This window comes from Pseudomonas sp. CH235 (assembly GCF_004368175.1).
Classification (GTDB): domain Bacteria; phylum Pseudomonadota; class Gammaproteobacteria; order Pseudomonadales; family Pseudomonadaceae; genus Aquipseudomonas; species Aquipseudomonas paraglycinae.
In genome coordinates this window covers 40,736-56,327 of the sequence record NZ_RRZJ01000011.1, presented here as the reverse complement: position 1 = coordinate 56,327, position 15,592 = coordinate 40,736, and the positions used below count along the sequence as shown (strand labels likewise).

General features: G+C 59.5%; 14 protein-coding genes. 3 read left to right on the top strand and 11 right to left on the bottom strand.

All coding sequences use genetic code 11. From position 1 onward, the window contains the following. Positions 1-26: 26 nt before the first annotated feature. The 3 genes from rpoD to rpsU all read right to left on the bottom strand — a co-directional run bounded on the left by rpoD (position 27) and on the right by rpsU (position 4,605). Positions 27-1,874 carry an RNA polymerase sigma factor RpoD gene (gene rpoD / locus EIY71_RS14040; protein ID WP_102685691.1) on the bottom strand — a complete coding sequence of 616 codons (1,848 nt, stop codon included), beginning with the start codon at positions 1,872-1,874 and terminating at the stop codon, positions 27-29. Positions 1,875-1,941: 67 nt separating this feature from the next. Then, positions 1,942-3,909: a DNA primase gene (gene dnaG, locus EIY71_RS14035; protein ID WP_085746595.1), complete on the bottom strand. Its 1,968-nt coding sequence runs from the start codon at positions 3,907-3,909 to the stop codon at positions 1,942-1,944. Between the two features lie 480 nt (positions 3,910-4,389). After that, positions 4,390-4,605: a 30S ribosomal protein S21 gene (gene rpsU, locus EIY71_RS14030; protein ID WP_002551877.1), complete on the bottom strand. Its 216-nt coding sequence runs from the start codon at positions 4,603-4,605 to the stop codon at positions 4,390-4,392. Between the two features lie 199 nt (positions 4,606-4,804). Here rpsU and tsaD point away from each other — a divergent pair, with 199 nt between their 5' ends. Then, positions 4,805-5,830, top strand: coding sequence for a tRNA (adenosine(37)-N6)-threonylcarbamoyltransferase complex transferase subunit TsaD (gene tsaD / locus EIY71_RS14025; RefSeq protein ID WP_085746594.1), 1,026 nt, complete (start codon positions 4,805-4,807; stop codon positions 5,828-5,830). A 23-nt stretch (positions 5,831-5,853) separates the two neighbouring features. Here the strand turns inward: tsaD and plsY are convergent, their stop codons facing one another. After that, on the bottom strand, positions 5,854-6,423 hold the full coding sequence (gene plsY, locus EIY71_RS14020) for a glycerol-3-phosphate 1-O-acyltransferase PlsY (RefSeq protein WP_007959895.1): 570 nt from the start codon (positions 6,421-6,423) through the stop codon (positions 5,854-5,856). A gap of 74 nt (positions 6,424-6,497) precedes the next feature. Here plsY and folB point away from each other — a divergent pair, with 74 nt between their 5' ends. Both folB and folK read left to right on the top strand, forming a co-directional pair. Beyond that, positions 6,498-6,854, top strand: a complete 357-nt coding sequence (gene folB / locus EIY71_RS14015; protein WP_085697719.1) for a dihydroneopterin aldolase — start codon at positions 6,498-6,500, stop codon at positions 6,852-6,854. After that, on the top strand, positions 6,845-7,363 hold the full coding sequence (gene folK, locus EIY71_RS14010) for a 2-amino-4-hydroxy-6-hydroxymethyldihydropteridine diphosphokinase (protein WP_134022027.1): 519 nt from the start codon (positions 6,845-6,847) through the stop codon (positions 7,361-7,363). Before folB ends, folK begins: the two co-directional genes overlap by 10 nt. A gap of 39 nt (positions 7,364-7,402) precedes the next feature. Here folK and EIY71_RS14005 read toward each other — a convergent pair whose 3' ends face one another. The 7 genes from EIY71_RS14005 to apaG all read right to left on the bottom strand — a co-directional run bounded on the left by EIY71_RS14005 (position 7,403) and on the right by apaG (position 15,585). Continuing rightward, positions 7,403-8,632 (bottom strand): multifunctional CCA addition/repair protein, encoded by a 1,230-nt coding sequence (locus EIY71_RS14005; RefSeq protein ID WP_085746592.1) that lies wholly within the window; start codon positions 8,630-8,632, stop codon positions 7,403-7,405. A 63-nt stretch (positions 8,633-8,695) separates the two neighbouring features. Beyond that, positions 8,696-10,267: a SpoVR family protein gene (locus EIY71_RS14000; protein WP_011336213.1), complete on the bottom strand. Its 1,572-nt coding sequence runs from the start codon at positions 10,265-10,267 to the stop codon at positions 8,696-8,698. Further along, on the bottom strand, positions 10,264-11,535 hold the full coding sequence (locus EIY71_RS13995; RefSeq protein WP_007959907.1) for a YeaH/YhbH family protein: 1,272 nt from the start codon (positions 11,533-11,535) through the stop codon (positions 10,264-10,266). Before EIY71_RS13995 ends, EIY71_RS14000 begins: the two co-directional genes overlap by 4 nt. Positions 11,536-11,740: 205 nt before the next feature. Further along, complete coding sequence (locus EIY71_RS13990) at positions 11,741-13,663, bottom strand: PrkA family serine protein kinase (RefSeq protein WP_007959909.1); 1,923 nt, start codon at positions 13,661-13,663, stop codon at positions 11,741-11,743. Positions 13,664-13,960: 297 nt separating this feature from the next. Next, complete coding sequence (glpE, locus tag EIY71_RS13985) at positions 13,961-14,290, bottom strand: thiosulfate sulfurtransferase GlpE (RefSeq protein ID WP_085746591.1); 330 nt, start codon at positions 14,288-14,290, stop codon at positions 13,961-13,963. Positions 14,291-14,323: 33 nt separating this feature from the next. Beyond that, positions 14,324-15,205, bottom strand: a complete 882-nt coding sequence (locus EIY71_RS13980; protein ID WP_102718001.1) for a symmetrical bis(5'-nucleosyl)-tetraphosphatase — start codon at positions 15,203-15,205, stop codon at positions 14,324-14,326. Beyond that, on the bottom strand, positions 15,205-15,585 hold the full coding sequence (gene apaG / locus EIY71_RS13975) for a Co2+/Mg2+ efflux protein ApaG (protein WP_064380341.1): 381 nt from the start codon (positions 15,583-15,585) through the stop codon (positions 15,205-15,207). Before apaG ends, EIY71_RS13980 begins: the two co-directional genes overlap by 1 nt. Positions 15,586-15,592 lie beyond the last annotated feature (7 nt).

Below are 15,592 nucleotides of genomic sequence, written 5' to 3'. Positions count from 1 at the left end.
CCCGGCCTGGGCCGGGGGTTCTGGTATCACTCGTCGAGGAAGGAGCGCAGATGCTCGCTTCGCGTCGGGTGGCGCAGCTTGCGCAGCGCCTTGGCTTCGATCTGACGGATCCGCTCACGGGTCACGTCAAACTGTTTGCCGACTTCTTCGAGCGTATGGTCGGTGTTCATGTCGATACCGAAACGCATGCGCAGTACCTTGGCTTCACGGGCAGTAAGGCCGGACAGCACTTCGCGGGTCGCTTCTTTCAGGCTCTCAACAGTGGCGACATCGATTGGCGACTGCATGGTCGAGTCTTCGATGAAGTCACCCAGATGGGAGTCTTCGTCATCACCGATCGGGGTTTCCATGGAGATCGGCTCTTTGGCGATCTTCAATACCTTGCGGATCTTGTCCTCAGGCATTTCCATGCGTTCACCCAGCTCTTCCGGGGTCGGTTCGCGACCCATTTCCTGCAACATCTGGCGGGAAATGCGGTTGAGCTTGTTGATCGTCTCGATCATGTGCACCGGAATACGGATGGTGCGGGCCTGGTCGGCGATCGAGCGAGTGATCGCCTGACGGATCCACCAGGTGGCATAAGTCGAGAACTTGTAACCACGACGGTATTCGAACTTGTCCACCGCTTTCATCAGACCGATGTTGCCTTCCTGGATCAGATCGAGGAATTGCAGGCCACGGTTGGTGTACTTCTTGGCGATGGAGATCACCAGACGCAAGTTCGCTTCAACCATCTCTTTCTTCGCGCGGCGGGCTTTCGCCTCACCGATCGACATGCGACGGTTGATGTCCTTGATCTCGGCGATGGTCAGGCCGGTCTCGGTTTCCAGCGCGGTCAGCTTCTGCTGGCAACGGATGATGTCCGGTTGCACGCGGGCAATGGCTTCGGCGTACTTGCTCTTGCCTTTGGCCAAGGCGTCGGACCAGCTTTCGTCGACTTCGTTGCCCGGGAACTGACGCAGGAAATCGGCGCGTGGCATACGTGCATCACGTACGCACAGTTGCATGATCGCGCGCTCTTGCTGACGCAGACGATCCAGGGCACTGCGAACACGCTCGACCAGTGCTTCGAATTGCTTCGGCACCAGTTTGATCGGCATGAACAGCTCAGCCAGAGCCAACAGTTCGGCAATTGCCGCCTTGTTGTGACGACCGTGCTTTTTCAGAGCCTTGCGGGTGATTTCCATCTGGTCGGCGACAGCACCGAAGCGCTGTGCGGCAATGACCGGATCCGGACCGCTTTCGGCTTCTTCTTCGTCATCGGAAGCTTCGGCGTCATCGTCCTCGGAGTCGTCATCCGCTTTCGCCGCTTTCGCGTCGATCGGCGGTGGTACTTCGGCGGCAGGCGGCGCAATGCCGTCATCCGGGTCGATGTAACCGCTCAGAACGTCGGACAGGCGACCACCTTCGGTGGTGACGCGAGTGTACTCGGAGAGAATATGGTCAACCGTGCCAGGGAAGTGCGCGATGGCGCTCATCACTTCACGGATGCCTTCTTCGATACGCTTGGCGATTTCGATTTCGCCTTCACGAGTCAGAAGCTCGACCGTACCCATTTCACGCATGTACATGCGCACCGGGTCAGTGGTGCGACCGATATCGGTCTCCACCGCCGCCAACGCAGCGGCTGCTTCTTCCGCAGCGGCCTCGTCGGTATCGGCGTCGGCCAGCATAAGGGCGTCCGCATCCGGAGCACTCTCGTGTACGGGGATCCCCATGTCGTTAATCATGCGGATGATGTCTTCCACCTGCTCCGGATCTGAAATATCCTCGGGCAGGTGGTCGTTGACCTCGGCGTAAGTCAGATACTTCTGCTCACGACCCAGTTTGATCAACTCAATAATACGAGACTGCTGTTGCGCTTTTCCGGACATAACACCCTATCCACTGAAGGTCTTGGCGGGCAAAAAACAAGCCGAGGATTATACCTGAGCTATGACCTCACGCGCCAGTTGAGGTCGGGTTTGATGCGGAAACATTGCGACTTAAAAGGTCGCGCAGTTGATTTTTCTCTTCGGCGCTCAGTTCGCTTTGACGCGCTTTCCTGAGCAGTTGTTCCAGGTTTCGCTCGCGTTGGCGGGCTGACAAGCTAGTAATGGTGTCGAAAAACTGTTGTTCAAGGTTGTCTCCGTCAATCAGCCATTCCTTTTCCGCCAGCGCCTTGAGCAGGCGACCCTGTTCGGTTCCGTGCCATCGCGCGATCAACTGAAATGAGTTTAGCTTGGGATTCTTCTGCACGGCTTCGAGCAGTGCCACCAGCAGCTGTGCGTTGGTCTGGTTCTCGTCCGCGAAGTGCCCGGCGTCCTCGACCTTTTCCGCCAGTTGCGGGTGATGCAGCAAGGTTCTCAGAGCGGCCAGGGTCGGAGGTTCGACGGCGGCCGGCACGCGTGGGGCACGCGGCTGATCGCGATCACCGCCACGCTTGCCATTTTTGTCCCACGGTTTCTTGTCCCATTTCTTGCCGCCGGCGCCGGTTTTTTTCGGCGTCCATTCCTGCTGCGGCACATACATGTCCTGTGCCTGCGGCTGATGGTAGTCGCTGTAGTCCGGCATGGCGTCGTAATCGATGCCCGGGTCATAGGCCGGCGGTGCTTCCTGAGGAGCGCTCTGGGCCAGCTGGCTGACGCTTTCGCTGCTCAGACCGGTGATCTCGGTCAGGCGCTGGCGCATCAGGATGCGCAGATTGGCGCCTGGGACCTTGTCGATCAATGGTGCTGCGAGGGTGGCCATGTGGGCCTTGCCCTCCAGCGAACGCGGGTCGGCTTCTTCGGTCAGTTGCTGGAAGAAGTAGTCCGCCAGCGGCTGTGCGTGCTGATTGATCCGGGCGCGGAAGGCGTCTGTGCCTTCGGCGCGAATCAACGTATCCGGGTCTTCGCCTTCAGGCAGAAACAGAAAGCGTGCACGGCGCCCGTCCTGCAGGCAGGGCAGTGTGGCTTCGAGTGCGCGCCAGGCGGCATTGCGGCCAGCCTGGTCGCCGTCAAAGCAAAACAGTACGTTCGGCACTACGCGAAACAGACGCTTGAGGTGTTCTTCGCTGGTGGCGGTGCCGAGTGTCGCGACGGCATTGCGCAGGCCTTGCTGGGCTAGAGCGATGACATCCATATAGCCTTCGACGACGATGATTTCGTCGAGGTTGCGATTGTTCTTGCGGGCTTCGTACAGGCCGTAGAGTTCCTGGCCTTTATGGAAGACCGGGGTTTCCGGCGAGTTCAGGTACTTTGGCTTGTCGTCGCCGAGCACTCGACCGCCGAAAGCAATGATCCGTCCACGGGTGTCGCGGATCGGGAACATCACGCGATCGCGGAAGCGGTCATAGCGTTTACCGGTTTCGGCGTTCTCGATCAGCAGGCCGGCGTCGATCATGGCTTTCTGCTGCAAGGTGTCGCTGCTCAAGTGTTTGAACAGGTTGTCCCAGCCCGGCGGTGCGAATCCGAGACCGAAGTCCCGGGCGATTTCGCCGGTCAGGCCACGACCCTTGAGGTAATCCACTGCTGCCTTGCGTGCCGGGTGGCTCTTGAGCGCCTGCCGGTAAAAGTCGGCAGCGGCAGTGAGCAGCGGGTACAGCGGTGAATCGGTCGGCTGGCGCGGCTTGTTCGAGCGGCCGCCTTCTTCTCGCGGCACTTCCATGCCGGCGGCCTTGGCCAGATCTTCGACGGCCTGGGGGAAGTCCAGATTGTCGTGATCCATGAGAAAGCCGAGGGCGTTGCCGCCGGCGCCGCAGCCGAAGCAGTAATAGAACTGCTTGTCGGGGCTGACGCTGAATGACGGGGTCTTCTCTTTATGGAACGGGCAGCAGGCGGTGTAGTTTTTACCGGCCTTCTTCAATTGCACGCGCGAGCTGACCACGTCGACGATGTCGGTGCGGTTCAGAAGGTCGTCAATGAAGCTCTGGGGAATCAGCCCGGCCATGGCGTTCTCGTCTGCGCTGTAATGGATCCGATGCGAAAGTCTGCCGGACGCGGGTCATTGAGTGATGCGCGCACGTGGTGCGGCTCGACCGGTGTCGTTTGCGTAATCGCTGTCGGGAAGTGTATCTGCCGAAAATCCACTGACGTTAGTACTCATCAGTCTTCGACTATTCGAAAATGTTGCGCTGAATCCGCTGACGGCCGGCAATCGGCCTCGGATAGCTCATGAAGCGGGCACGCAAGCAGGTGCCTTGGGCTGATCGTCGTAAGAGGAATCAGTGGGTGTGCTCGTCAGTAGCCTTGAAAGGCTCGTCAGAAAAGACGTGCACCGCTGGCAAAAGAGCCAGGCCTGACGCGGTGAAGCGGGTTTGTCTCGGTCGCATCTGCGGCTTCGACGGTGAAGCATCAAGCGTTTTACGCAAATGCCATTAGCCCGGCTGAGGGCCGGGCTTGGCAGAAGCTTGCTACGATCGTCTGTGTATTAGTACAGACGAACGGCGCGGCGCTGTTCGCGCTGAACTTTCTTGGCGTGACGCTTAACAGCAGCAGCTGCCTTGCGCTTACGCTCAGAAGTTGGCTTCTCGTAAAATTCGCGGCTACGAACTTCAGCCAGTACACCGGCTTTTTCGCAGGAGCGCTTGAAACGACGCAGAGCTACGTCGAAGGGTTCGTTCTCTTTAACTTTGACGGCTGGCATCCAGAGCTACCTTCATTCATTACCGGGGTCAACATCCTCGCGGCAAAAGAGCACTTGAAGACGTCGGTTTTTAAGGGTTGCGGATGTTAACCCCTCATCGCTCGGAATGCAAAGCCTCTGATCGAAAACCGCTGGTCGGGGCATCACGCGGCGACTATTATGCGCGCCTTCGAATTCAGCCTAAACAAGGCGCAAACCCATGCTAGTACTGGGATTAGAAACTTCCTGCGACGAAACCGGCGTCGCTTTATACGACAGTGAGCGCGGCCTGCTGGCCGACGCGTTGTTCAGTCAGATCGACCTGCACCGCGTCTATGGCGGCGTGGTACCGGAGCTGGCCTCGCGCGATCACGTCAAGCGCATGCTGCCTTTGATCCGTCAGGTGCTGGCCGAAGCCGGCTGCGTGCCGACCGAGATCGACGCCATCGCCTACACCGCGGGTCCCGGCCTGGTCGGGGCGCTGCTGGTGGGTGCCTCATGCGCCCAGGCGCTGGCGTTTGCCTGGGGCATCCCGGCGCTCGGCGTGCATCACATGGAAGGCCACTTGCTGGCGCCGATGCTGGAGCCAAAACCGCCGGAATTCCCGTTCGTCGCTTTGTTGGTCTCTGGTGGTCATACGCAGCTGGTTCAGGTCGATGGCATCGGCCAATACAGCCTGCTCGGTGAAACGCTGGACGATGCCGCGGGCGAAGCTTTCGACAAGACTGCAAAAATGATGGGCCTGAATTATCCGGGCGGACCGGAAATCGCCAAGCTGGCAGAGAAGGGTGTCGCAGGACGTTTCACCTTCCCGCGTCCGATGTGTGATCGCCCGGGTCTGGATTTCAGCTTCAGCGGCCTGAAGACCTTCGCCCTCAACACCTGGCAGCAATGCGTCAGCGCCGGGGACGACAGCGAGCAAGCCCGTTGCGACATCGCGCTGGCGTTCCAGCAGGCCGTGGTGGAGACTTTGACCATCAAGTGCAAGCGTGCCCTGAAGCAGGCCGGCATGAAGCGTCTGGTGATCGCCGGAGGCGTCAGTGCCAACAGGGCGCTGCGTGTTTCGCTGGAGAAGATGCTCGGCGACATGAAGGGCGATGTGTTCTATGCCCGTCCCGAGTTTTGCACCGATAACGGCGCAATGATTGCGTTTGCCGGCTGCCAGCGTTTGCAGGCCGGCCAGCAGGAAAGCCTGGCGATCAGCGTGCAGGCGCGCTGGCCGATGGAGCAATTGTCAGCGCTGTGATAAGCAGCGCTCACATGCGGTATTTAAAAATGCCGTTCGCGCCCGGCGAACAGGTCGCGTAGATTGCCCCGGTGGCGCCAGACGATCAGCAGTGTCAGCGTGCTCATCGGCAACAGCGCCGCCGGTTCCTGCCAGGCCAGCAACGGCAGTGTCAGGGGTGTAGCGATCAACGCCGCCAGCGAGCTGGTGCGGGTCAGGTAGAACGTCAGCAACCAGGCGCACACGGCCAGCAGCGCGGCGGGTGGATACAGGCCCAGCAGCATGCCGGCCGCCGTGGCAACACCCTTGCCACCGCGAAAGCGGAAGTACAACGGGAACAGGTGACCGATCACGGCGCAGACGCCGATCCACGCCTGATCCTGCAGCGAAAGGCCCATTGCCGAAGCGATCAGCACCGGCAGCAGGCCTTTGCACAGATCACCCAGCAGGGTCAGGATCGCGAGTTTGCGTCCGGCCAGGCGCAGCATGTTGGTGGCGCCGGCATTACCCGAGCCACTCATTCGCGGATCCGGATTTCCGGTCAGGCGGCTGAGCAAAATGGCGAAGGACAGAGAGCCGAGCAGGTAGGCGAGGATCGCCAGTAACCAAAACATGCTAACTATTCCGGGCGAGGACGCCCTGATTCTAACGGCGCATTGCGCCCTTGTCGTGCAGCGGAGAAAAGTGCTTGGACAGAGTGTTTATCGAGGGCCTGGAAGTCGACACCGTGATCGGTGCCTACGACTGGGAGCGCGGCATCCGACAGTGCCTGCGTCTTGATTTGAGCTTCGCCTGGGACAATCGCCCGGCCGCCGCCGGTGACGACCTGACCCTGGCGCTCGATTACGCCAGTGTGTCCACACGGATCCAGGCCTTTGCCGAGCAATCCCGGTATCAACTGGTCGAGACCTTCGCCGAGCGTCTGGTTGAAGTGCTGATGAATGAATTCAAGATCACCTGGGTGCGCCTGAAGCTGACCAAGCCAGGTGCCGTGCCGGCCGCCAAGGGTGGTGTGGGTGTGGAGATCGAGCGCGGATGCCGCTGACCCAGATCTATCTCGGGCTCGGTAGCAATATCGAGCGCGAAACCCATTTGCAGGCCGGTCTGGATGCCTTGTCCACGTTTCTGGTGGATATCCGCTGTTCGCCTGTGTTCGAAAGCCAGCCGGTGGGAATCAAGAGCGGGCCGTTCTTCAACTTCGTGGTGTCGGCGTTCACCGATCTGCCGTTGATCGAGTTGGATCGCCGCTTGAAGTTCATTGAAGCGGACAACGGTCGCTATGCGCCGAATCGCAAGGGCTTGCCGCTGGATATCGACGTGTTGCTGTACGGCGATCTGGCCGGCAACTTCGACGGGCTGATCCTGCCCCGGGCGGAAATCCTGAAAAATGCCTTTGTGCTGTGGCCGCTGTCTTTGATTGCGCCGGATCGGGTACATCCCGGTGTAGGAAAAAGCTTTGCCACATTGTGGGCCGAAGCGCAGATCGATCAGGTGCTGGCACCGGTCGGATTTGAATGGCGCGGTACTCAGCTCACGCCTTCAGGTCTGGCTTGAACGGTTTGATCCGCCCTGGCGAGGGCGGATCAAATGTTTTCAGGACGCCGCCGATTCCTTGTAAACCTTCAGCGCCTTGAGCCGTTCGCGCTTGAGTGCCTCGCCCAGTTCCGGGCCTTTGAATCCCTTCTCCAGCAACGGCTGCACTGCCACGCCGCGCGCCACATTGGCCGCGCCGCGCAGGTAATCCGCCTGTGGATAACTGCGCTGCTCAAGCCCTTTGCGGCCTCGGGCATCCATCTCGCACGCGACGATGAACTCTTCGAAACGCTGTGGCCGACGGTAAACGTCAAAGCTTTGCAGCAACTCGAGCAAGGTCGAAGCCTTCAGCTCCAGGGCGCGATGCCCGTGGGTGTGATATTGGCCGACCAGCAAGGCCAGTTCCTGACAGTCCTTCGGTGCCTTGAAGCGCTCGTTGACCGCTTTGATCAACTTCAGGCCTTTGTGCTCATGGGCGATGTGTCGTGGCCATTCCTCCTCTGGAGTAAGGCCTTTGCCGAGGTCGTGCAGCAGGCAGGCCCAGCGCACGGTCAACGGCTGCTTGTGCAGGGCTGACTGCTCAAGCACGCTCAGGGTGTGGATGCCGCTGTCGATTTCCGGGTGATGGGCTTCCGGTTGCGGCACGCCGAACAAGGCATCGACCTCTGGCATCAGCACCTTCAAGGCGCCGCAATCGCGCAGCACCTGAATGAAAACCTGGGGCTGATCTTCCATCAGTGCGCGGGAAATCTCTTTCCAACTGCGTTCGGCCGTAAGGGCTTCCAGCTCACCCGATTCGCTGAGCTGACGCATCAGCTCCAATGTCTCGGGCGCCACCTTGAAACCAAGCTCCGCGTAGCGGGCAGCAAAGCGCGCAACGCGCAGAACCCTGAGCGGATCTTCGGCAAACGCGGGGGAAACGTGGCGCAGAATCCGTTCTTCGAGATCGCGCTGGCCGTGGTAGGGGTCGGTCAGATTTTGCTGATCATCCTCAGCCATGGCGTTGATCGTAAGGTCACGGCGGATCAGGTCTTCTTCAAGTGTGACCTCGGGGCTGGCGTGAAAGGTGAAACCACCATAACCGCGACCGCTCTTGCGCTCGGTGCGGGCGAGGGCGTACTCCTCGCCGCTTTTCGGGTGAAGAAAAACCGGGAAGTCCGCGCCGACCGGGCGAAACCCCTTGGCGAGCATTTCTTCTGTGGTCGCGCCGACCACCACCCAATCGATATCGGTGACCGGGTTGCCCAGCAGGCGATCACGTACCGCACCGCCGACCTTGTAAATCTGCATAAAAAACCTCCGTTGGCCCGACAGGATAACTCTTGCGCCGGACTTTCGGAGGCCTGAACGGGATCAAAGATGAATGACGGCCAGGTCGAGTCGACCGTAATCCCCCTCGCTGTGTTCGCTACGAGGCGGAACGTGATGGGTCTTCATGATCTGGTCGCCTTGCAGGGTTTCCAAATGAATGTCGAAGCCCCACAACCGGTGCAGGTGTTTCAGGACCTCCTCGGTGGAATCGCCCAGCGGTTTGCGGTCGTGTTGCTGGTGGCGAAGAGTCAGCGAGCGGTCGCCGCGGCGGTCGATGCTGTAGATCTGCACGTTCGGTTCGCGATTGCCGAGGTTGTATTGCGCTGCGAGCGTTTCGCGAATGATCCTGTAGCCGCCCTCGTCATGGATCGCAGGCACCAGCAGATCGTCCTTCTGGTCGTCATCGAGAATGCTGAACAGTTTCAGGTCGCGGATCACCTTGGGTGACAGGTACTGCAGGATGAAGCTCTCATCCTTGAAGCTGCTCATGGCGAACTTGATGGTCGACAGCCAGTCGCTGCCGGCGATTTCCGGGAACCAGCGGCGGTCTTCTTCCGTAGGCTCTTCGCACATGCGACGGATGTCGCGATACATCGCAAAGCCCAGTGCGTATGGGTTGATGCCGTTGTAATAAGGGCTGTCGAACCCCGGCTGGAACACCACGCTGGTGTGGGACGTCAGGAACTCCATCATGAAGCCGTCGGTCACCAGGCCTTCGTCGTACAGGTCGTTCATCAGCGTGTAGTGCCAGAACGTCGCCCAGCCTTCGTTCATCACCTGGGTCTGGCGCTGTGGATAGAAATACTGGGCGATCTTGCGCACGATCCGCACGATCTCGCGCTGCCAAGGCTCCAGCAATGGCGCGTGCTTCTCGATGAAATACAGGATGTTTTCCTGTGGCTCGGCCGGAAAGCGTGCGTTGTCCTTGTCGCTGTACTTGTCTGCGCCTTTGGGAATGGTGCGCCACAGGTCGTTGATCTGCTTCTGCAGGTGTTCTTCGCGATCCTTCTGCCGACGCCGCTCTTCCTCGGCGGAAATCGGGTACGGACGTTTGTAGCGGTCGACACCGTAGTTCATCAGGGCGTGGCAGGAATCGAGCAGATCCTCTACGGCATCAATCCCGTGGCGCTCCTCGCACTGCATGATGTACTGCTTGGCGAACACCAGGTAATCGATGATCGAACTGGCGTCGGTCCAGGTGCGGAACAGATAGTTGCCCTTGAAGAAACTGTTGTGGCCGTAGCAGGCATGCGCAACCACCAGTGCCTGCATGCAGATGGTGTTTTCTTCCATCAGGTACGCGATGCACGGGTCCGAGTTGATCACGATCTCGTACGCCAGCCCCATCTGCCCGCGGCTGTAGGATTTCTCAGTGCTGAGGAAGTGCTTGCCGTAGGACCAATGGTGATAGCCCAGCGGCATGCCAACCGAAGCGTAGGCGTCCATCATCTGCTCGGCGGTAATCACTTCGATCTGGTTGGGGTAGGTATCCAAAGCATAACGGGCCGCGATACGGGCGATTTCACGGTCGTACGTCTGGATCAGCTCGAAAGTCCATTCCGAGCCTGTGGAAATGGGTTGGCGCTTCTGCTCTTTGGCGGTCTTGGCGGTCATGTCACTAACCTGCGCTGGAAGAGTTCACGGAAGACCGGATAGATATCCCCGGCCGAGACCAGTTGCTGCTGGGCAAAAGTGTCGGAAAAGGCTTCGGCGATGCGTTCGTACTCGTACCACAAGGCCTGATGTTCGCGCGGGGTGATCTCCACGTAAGTGTAGTACTGCACGAACGGCATGATCTGGTTGATCAGGATGTCGCGGCAGATCGGCGAATCGTCGTTCCAGTTGTCGCCGTCGGAAGCCTGCGCGGCGTAGATGTTCCATTCATTGCTCGGATAGCGCTCGGCCATGATCTCCTGCATCAGTTTCAGGGCGCTGGAAACGATGGTGCCGCCGGTCTCGCGGGAATAGAAAAACTCCTCTTCGTCCACTTCGCGGGCGCTGGTGTGGTGGCGGATGAACACCACGTCGATCTTGTCGTAGTTCCGCTTGAGGAACAGGTACAACAGGATGAAAAACCGTTTGGCGATGTCCTTGGTCGCCTGGGTCATGGAGCCGGAAACGTCCATCAGGCAGAACATCACGGCTTTCGAGCTGGGGTTTGGCTGCTTGATCAGCAGGTTGTACTTGAGGTCGAAGGTGTCGAGGAACGGCACCCGATGGATGCGCGCACTGAGTTTCTCGATTTCCGCCTCGAGATCCTGAATGTCGCCGAAGTTGTCGGGTTCTTCGCGTTTGAGTCGCGCCAGTTCCTCTTTGACCTCGCGCAGTTTGGCGCGGCTGCTGCCCGAGAGCGCAATGCGCCGGGCGTGGGCCGAACGCAGAGTGCGGATGATGTTGATCCGCGACGGGTTGCCCTCGTTGCTGATCCCCGCACGTACGGTCTTGAAGGTGTCGGTGCCGGTCAGGTTGCGCTTGACCAGGTTGGGCAGTTCGAGGTCCTCGAACATGAATTCGAGGAATTCTTCCTGGGTGATCTGGAAGACGAACTCGTCCATGCCTTCGCCGGAGTTGCCGGCCTTGCCCGGCCCTCGGCCTCCGCCGCCTCCCGGCGGACGGGCGATGTGTTCGCCAGCGGTGAATTCCTTGTTGCCGGGGTGAACCACGGTCTGCTTGCCGCCGCGACCATGGTGAAGCACCGGTTCGTCGATATCGCGACCGGGAATGCTGATCTGCTCGCCGTGTTCCATATCGGTGATGGAACGCCGGCTGACCGCCTCTTCGACAGCCTTCTTGATGTGGTCACGGTAACGCCGCAGGAAGCGCTGACGGTTCACCGTGCTCTTGTTCTTGCCATTGAGACGTCGGTCGATCACATAGCTCATGACTGCTCCTTAGAAGCTGTCCTGCAAAGGGGCGAGCGGTCATGCAGCATTGAACCGAATGCCAAGGGACGTACACGCTCCCCCAAGCGCTTTGGGTGCTGCCTGAACCTCGCTACCGCCTTTCGAACACCTTCCAGAGGCCTGTGTAGCAGAAAATGCGCGCACAAGCCTCGGGCTGACGACAACCGGTCTGACCGGCCGCGGTTTACTGTGATTTTCTGACCCGCAGATACCACTCGGAGAGCAGTCGTACCTGTTTGTCGGTGTAGCCGCGTTCGACCATTCGTGTAACGAAGTCGTTGTGCTTCTGTTGATCCTCTTTGCTGGCCTTGGCGTTGAAGCTGATGACTGGCAGCAGGTCTTCGGTGTTCGAGAACATTTTCTTCTCGATGACCACCCGCAGTTTTTCGTAGCTGAGCCAGGTCGGGTTCTTGCCGTTGTTGTTGGCCCGGGCGCGCAGCACGAAGTTGACGATTTCGTTGCGGAAATCCTTCGGATTGCTGATGCCGGCCGGTTTCTCGATTTTTTCCAGCTCCTCGTTGAGGGCGACGCGGTTGAGGATCTCGCCGGTTTCCGGATCGCGGTATTCCTGATCCTGAATCCAGAAGTCCGCATACAGCACGTAGCGGTCGAAGATGTTCTGGCCGTACTCGCTGTAAGACTCGAGGTAGGCGGTCTGGATCTCCTTGCCGATGAATTCGATATAACGCGGTGCCAGGTACTCTTTCAGGTAGCGCAGATAGCGTTCCCGGGTCTCGGCCTGGAACTGTTCCTGTTCGATCTGCTGTTCCAGCACGTAGAGCAGGTGTACCGGGTTGGCGGCGATTTCATGGGGATCGAAGTTGAAGACCTTGGACAGGATCTTGAACGCGAACCGGGTCGACAGACCGTTCATGCCTTCGTCGACGCCCGCTGCATCGCGGTATTCCTGGATCGACTTGGCCTTCGGATCGGTGTCCTTGAGGTTTTCGCCGTCATACACCCGCATCTTGGAGTAGATGTTGGAGTTTTCAGGCTCCTTCAGGCGGGACAGCACGGTGAACTGCGCCAGCATCTTCAGGGTGTCCGGCGCGCAATGCGCCTTGGCCAGGGAGCTGTTGAACAGCAACTTGTCGTAGATCTTCACCTCGTCACTCACACGCAGGCAGTACGGCACCTTGACGATGTAGATCCGGTCGATGAAGGCTTCGTTGTTCTTGTTGTTGCGGAAGGTGTGCCACTCCGATTCGTTGGAGTGGGCCAGCAGGATCCCGGTGAACGGAATCGCGCCAAGGCCTTCGGTACTGTTGTAGTTGCCTTCCTGGGTGGCGGTCAGCAATGGGTGGAGCACCTTGATCGGTGCCTTGAACATCTCGACGAATTCCATCAGGCCCTGGTTGGCCCGGCACAGCGCACCGGAGTAGCTGTAGGCGTCGGCGTCGTTCTGCGGGAATTCTTCGAGTTTGCGGATATCGACCTTGCCCACCAGCGCGGAGATGTCCTGGTTGTTTTCGTCACCCGGTTCGGTCTTGGCCACGGCGATCTGGTTGAGGATCGACGGGTACAGTTTGACCACACGGAACTGGCTGATGTCGCCGCCGAATTCGGCCAGGCGCTTGGTGGCCCATGGCGACATGATGGTGTTCAGGTAGCGCCGTGGAATGCCGAAGTCTTCTTCGAGGATCGCGCCATCTTCGGTGGCGTTGAACAGACCCAGTGGCGATTCGAATACCGGCGAGCCCTTGATCGCATAGAAGGGCACTTTTTCGATGAGCTGTTTCAGCTTCTCGGCCAGGGACGACTTGCCGCCGCCGACAGGGCCGAGCAGATAGAGGATCTGTTTCTTCTCTTCCAGGCCCTGAGCGGCATGACGGAAATACGACACGATCTGGTCGATGCATTCTTCCATCCCGTGGAAGTCTTCAAAGGCCGGATAGCGACGGATCACCTTGTTGGAAAAGATGCGCGACAGTCTCGAGTTGGTCGAGGTGTCGAGCAGTTCCGGTTCGCCGATGGCCAGCAATAGACGCTCGGCGGCGGAAACGTAGGCACTGCGATCCTTTTTGCACAGTTCCAGGTACTCCTGCAGGGAGAATTCTTCCTGGCGTGTGGACTCGAAGCGTTGTTGGAAGTGGCTAAAGATACTCATGACGTCACCTCGCTCGATACGTGGAGCCGACGCCGGATCACTCAGTCGATGCTGGCAAGCAGCTGCGATGGCAGCTGTTGTTTACCCCCCAGAACACTTTCGCGATCGACAATCGCGAAAGTCACTCCCGATGACCCGTGCGCCGGTGTACCGGCTCTCCCCTGTTTTGGATGGCCTGGGCTTAAGGATAGTTGGGAATTCGGGAGGTAAAGGCGAGATACGTAATTAGTTGTGGCAGACCGTTCGTCTGCCACCGCGCAAGCCCGCGGGAGCCGGGGCCTGCACGTTACAAAAAAATTATTCGGAGGTGCCTTGCGCGGTTTCCGCAGGAAAAGTCGTACGCCACAGTTCGAAGCCGCCGTCCATGCTGTAGACGTCGGAGAAGCCTTGGCTCACGAGGTACGCCGCAGCACCCTGGCTCGAGTTGCCGTGGTAGCAGACCACGACGGTGGGTGCATCGAGGTCGGCGCCCTGGATGAAAGCATGGAGGGAATGATTATCCAGATGCTTCGAGCCGCTGATGTGCAGTGCGGCAAATGTTGCCGGGTCACGGACGTCGACGACCACAGCACCTTGCTCGCGCAGGGCCTGGGCCTGTTCCGGGGGGATACGTTTGAATTCGCTCATGGCGGGCTCCTGTGGCTCGGCTGAAAACGCAGTCTAGCGCGGGGCGCTGACGGGAGAAGATTCGGTGATCAGTGGCGCGACGCTGGGCAGTACGGCCCCATGCTCGTCGCATTTGCATGACAGGCGTTCGCCGCTGTCGACGTTCATCAGGGTCAGGCTGCCGCCCCATACGCAACCGGTGTCGAGGGCCGAGATGCCGGGCTCGTGAACGTTGCCTTCCAGTGCCGCCCAGTGACCGAAAATGATCCGCAGACCACGGGTCTTGCGTTCCTTGTGCTGGAACCAGGGCTTGTAGCCCGGCGGCGCGGTGTCGAGGCCTTCCTTGCTCTTGAGGTCGAGCTTGCCTTCGGCGGTGCAGAAACGCATGCGGGTGAAGTAATTGGTGATGACTCGCAGGCGTGTCACGCCTTTGAGGTCGCTGTCCCATTTCGCCGGCTCGTTACCGTACATGCCGTCGAGAAAGGGTGGAAGCAGGTTGTCGTCACGCAGCGCGGTCTCGACTTCTTCAGCGTACTTGAGCGCCTTGCGCAGCGACCATTGCGGCGGGATACCCGCGTGCACCATGGCCACTTCGCGTTGTTCGTCGTAGTGCATGAGTTTCTGCTGGCGCAACCATTCCATCAGTTCGGCGCAGTCCGGCGCTTCAAGGATTTCACGCAGCGTGTCGGACTTCTTCATGCGCTCGATGTTCTTCGCCGCTGCCAGCAAGTGCAGGTCGTGATTACCGAGTACGCAGACCAGCGAGTCGCGCATGCCATAAAGGAAGCGCAGGGTTTCCAGCGATTGGGGGCCTCGGTTGACCAGATCACCCACCAGCCACAGGCGATCCAGAGCCGGGTCGAACGCCACCTGCTTGAGCAGGCATTTGAGCGGTTCGAGGCAGCCTTGCAGGTCGCCGACGGCATAGGTCGCCATCAGTGCAGGGCTCCGGGAACGGCGAGGCGGAAGGGCTTGATGATCGCATCGAAATGCTTGCCGTCGTCGGCGACCATTTCGTAAGTGCCCTGCATGGTACCGACCTTGGTGGTCATCACCGTGCCACTGCTGTAGGTGTGGCTTTTACCGGCGCCGATCAACGGTTGCTGGCCGACCACGCCGGCGCCGCGCACTTCTTCGACATGCCCGTCGCCATCGGTGATCACCCAGTGGCGCGACATCAGGCGGGCCGGTTGCTCGCCATTGTTCTGCACGGTGATGGTGTAGGCGAAGGCAAAGCGCTCGTGCTCGGGTTGCGATTGGTCTGCCAGATAGTGGGTAACGACACTGACATCGACCTGGTAGCGAGGATCGGACATGCAAAAG

Excerpts from the sequence above, each read along its gene's own strand:
- dnaG (WP_085746595.1), bottom strand. The coding sequence starts at position 3,909 with ATGGCCGGGCTGATTCCCCAGAGCTTCATTGACGACCTTCTGAACCGC.
- rpsU (WP_002551877.1), bottom strand. The coding sequence starts at position 4,605 with ATGCCAGCCGTCAAAGTTAAAGAGAACGAACCCTTCGACGTAGCTCTG.
- tsaD (WP_085746594.1), top strand. The coding sequence starts at position 4,805 with ATGCTAGTACTGGGATTAGAAACTTCCTGCGACGAAACCGGCGTCGCT.
- EIY71_RS13995 (WP_007959907.1), bottom strand. The coding sequence starts at position 11,535 with ATGAGCTATGTGATCGACCGACGTCTCAATGGCAAGAACAAGAGCACG.
- folK (WP_134022027.1), top strand. The coding sequence starts at position 6,845 with ATGCCGCTGACCCAGATCTATCTCGGGCTCGGTAGCAATATCGAGCGC.
- EIY71_RS13990 (WP_007959909.1), bottom strand. The coding sequence starts at position 13,663 with ATGAGTATCTTTAGCCACTTCCAACAACGCTTCGAGTCCACACGCCAG.
- rpoD (WP_102685691.1), bottom strand. The coding sequence starts at position 1,874 with ATGTCCGGAAAAGCGCAACAGCAGTCTCGTATTATTGAGTTGATCAAA.
- glpE (WP_085746591.1), bottom strand. The coding sequence starts at position 14,290 with ATGAGCGAATTCAAACGTATCCCCCCGGAACAGGCCCAGGCCCTGCGC.
- EIY71_RS14000 (WP_011336213.1), bottom strand. The coding sequence starts at position 10,267 with ATGACCGCCAAGACCGCCAAAGAGCAGAAGCGCCAACCCATTTCCACA.
- apaG (WP_064380341.1), bottom strand. The coding sequence starts at position 15,585 with ATGTCCGATCCTCGCTACCAGGTCGATGTCAGTGTCGTTACCCACTAT.
- plsY (WP_007959895.1), bottom strand. The coding sequence starts at position 6,423 with ATGTTTTGGTTACTGGCGATCCTCGCCTACCTGCTCGGCTCTCTGTCC.
- EIY71_RS13980 (WP_102718001.1), bottom strand. The coding sequence starts at position 15,205 with ATGGCGACCTATGCCGTCGGCGACCTGCAAGGCTGCCTCGAACCGCTC.
- EIY71_RS14005 (WP_085746592.1), bottom strand. The coding sequence starts at position 8,632 with ATGCAGATTTACAAGGTCGGCGGTGCGGTACGTGATCGCCTGCTGGGC.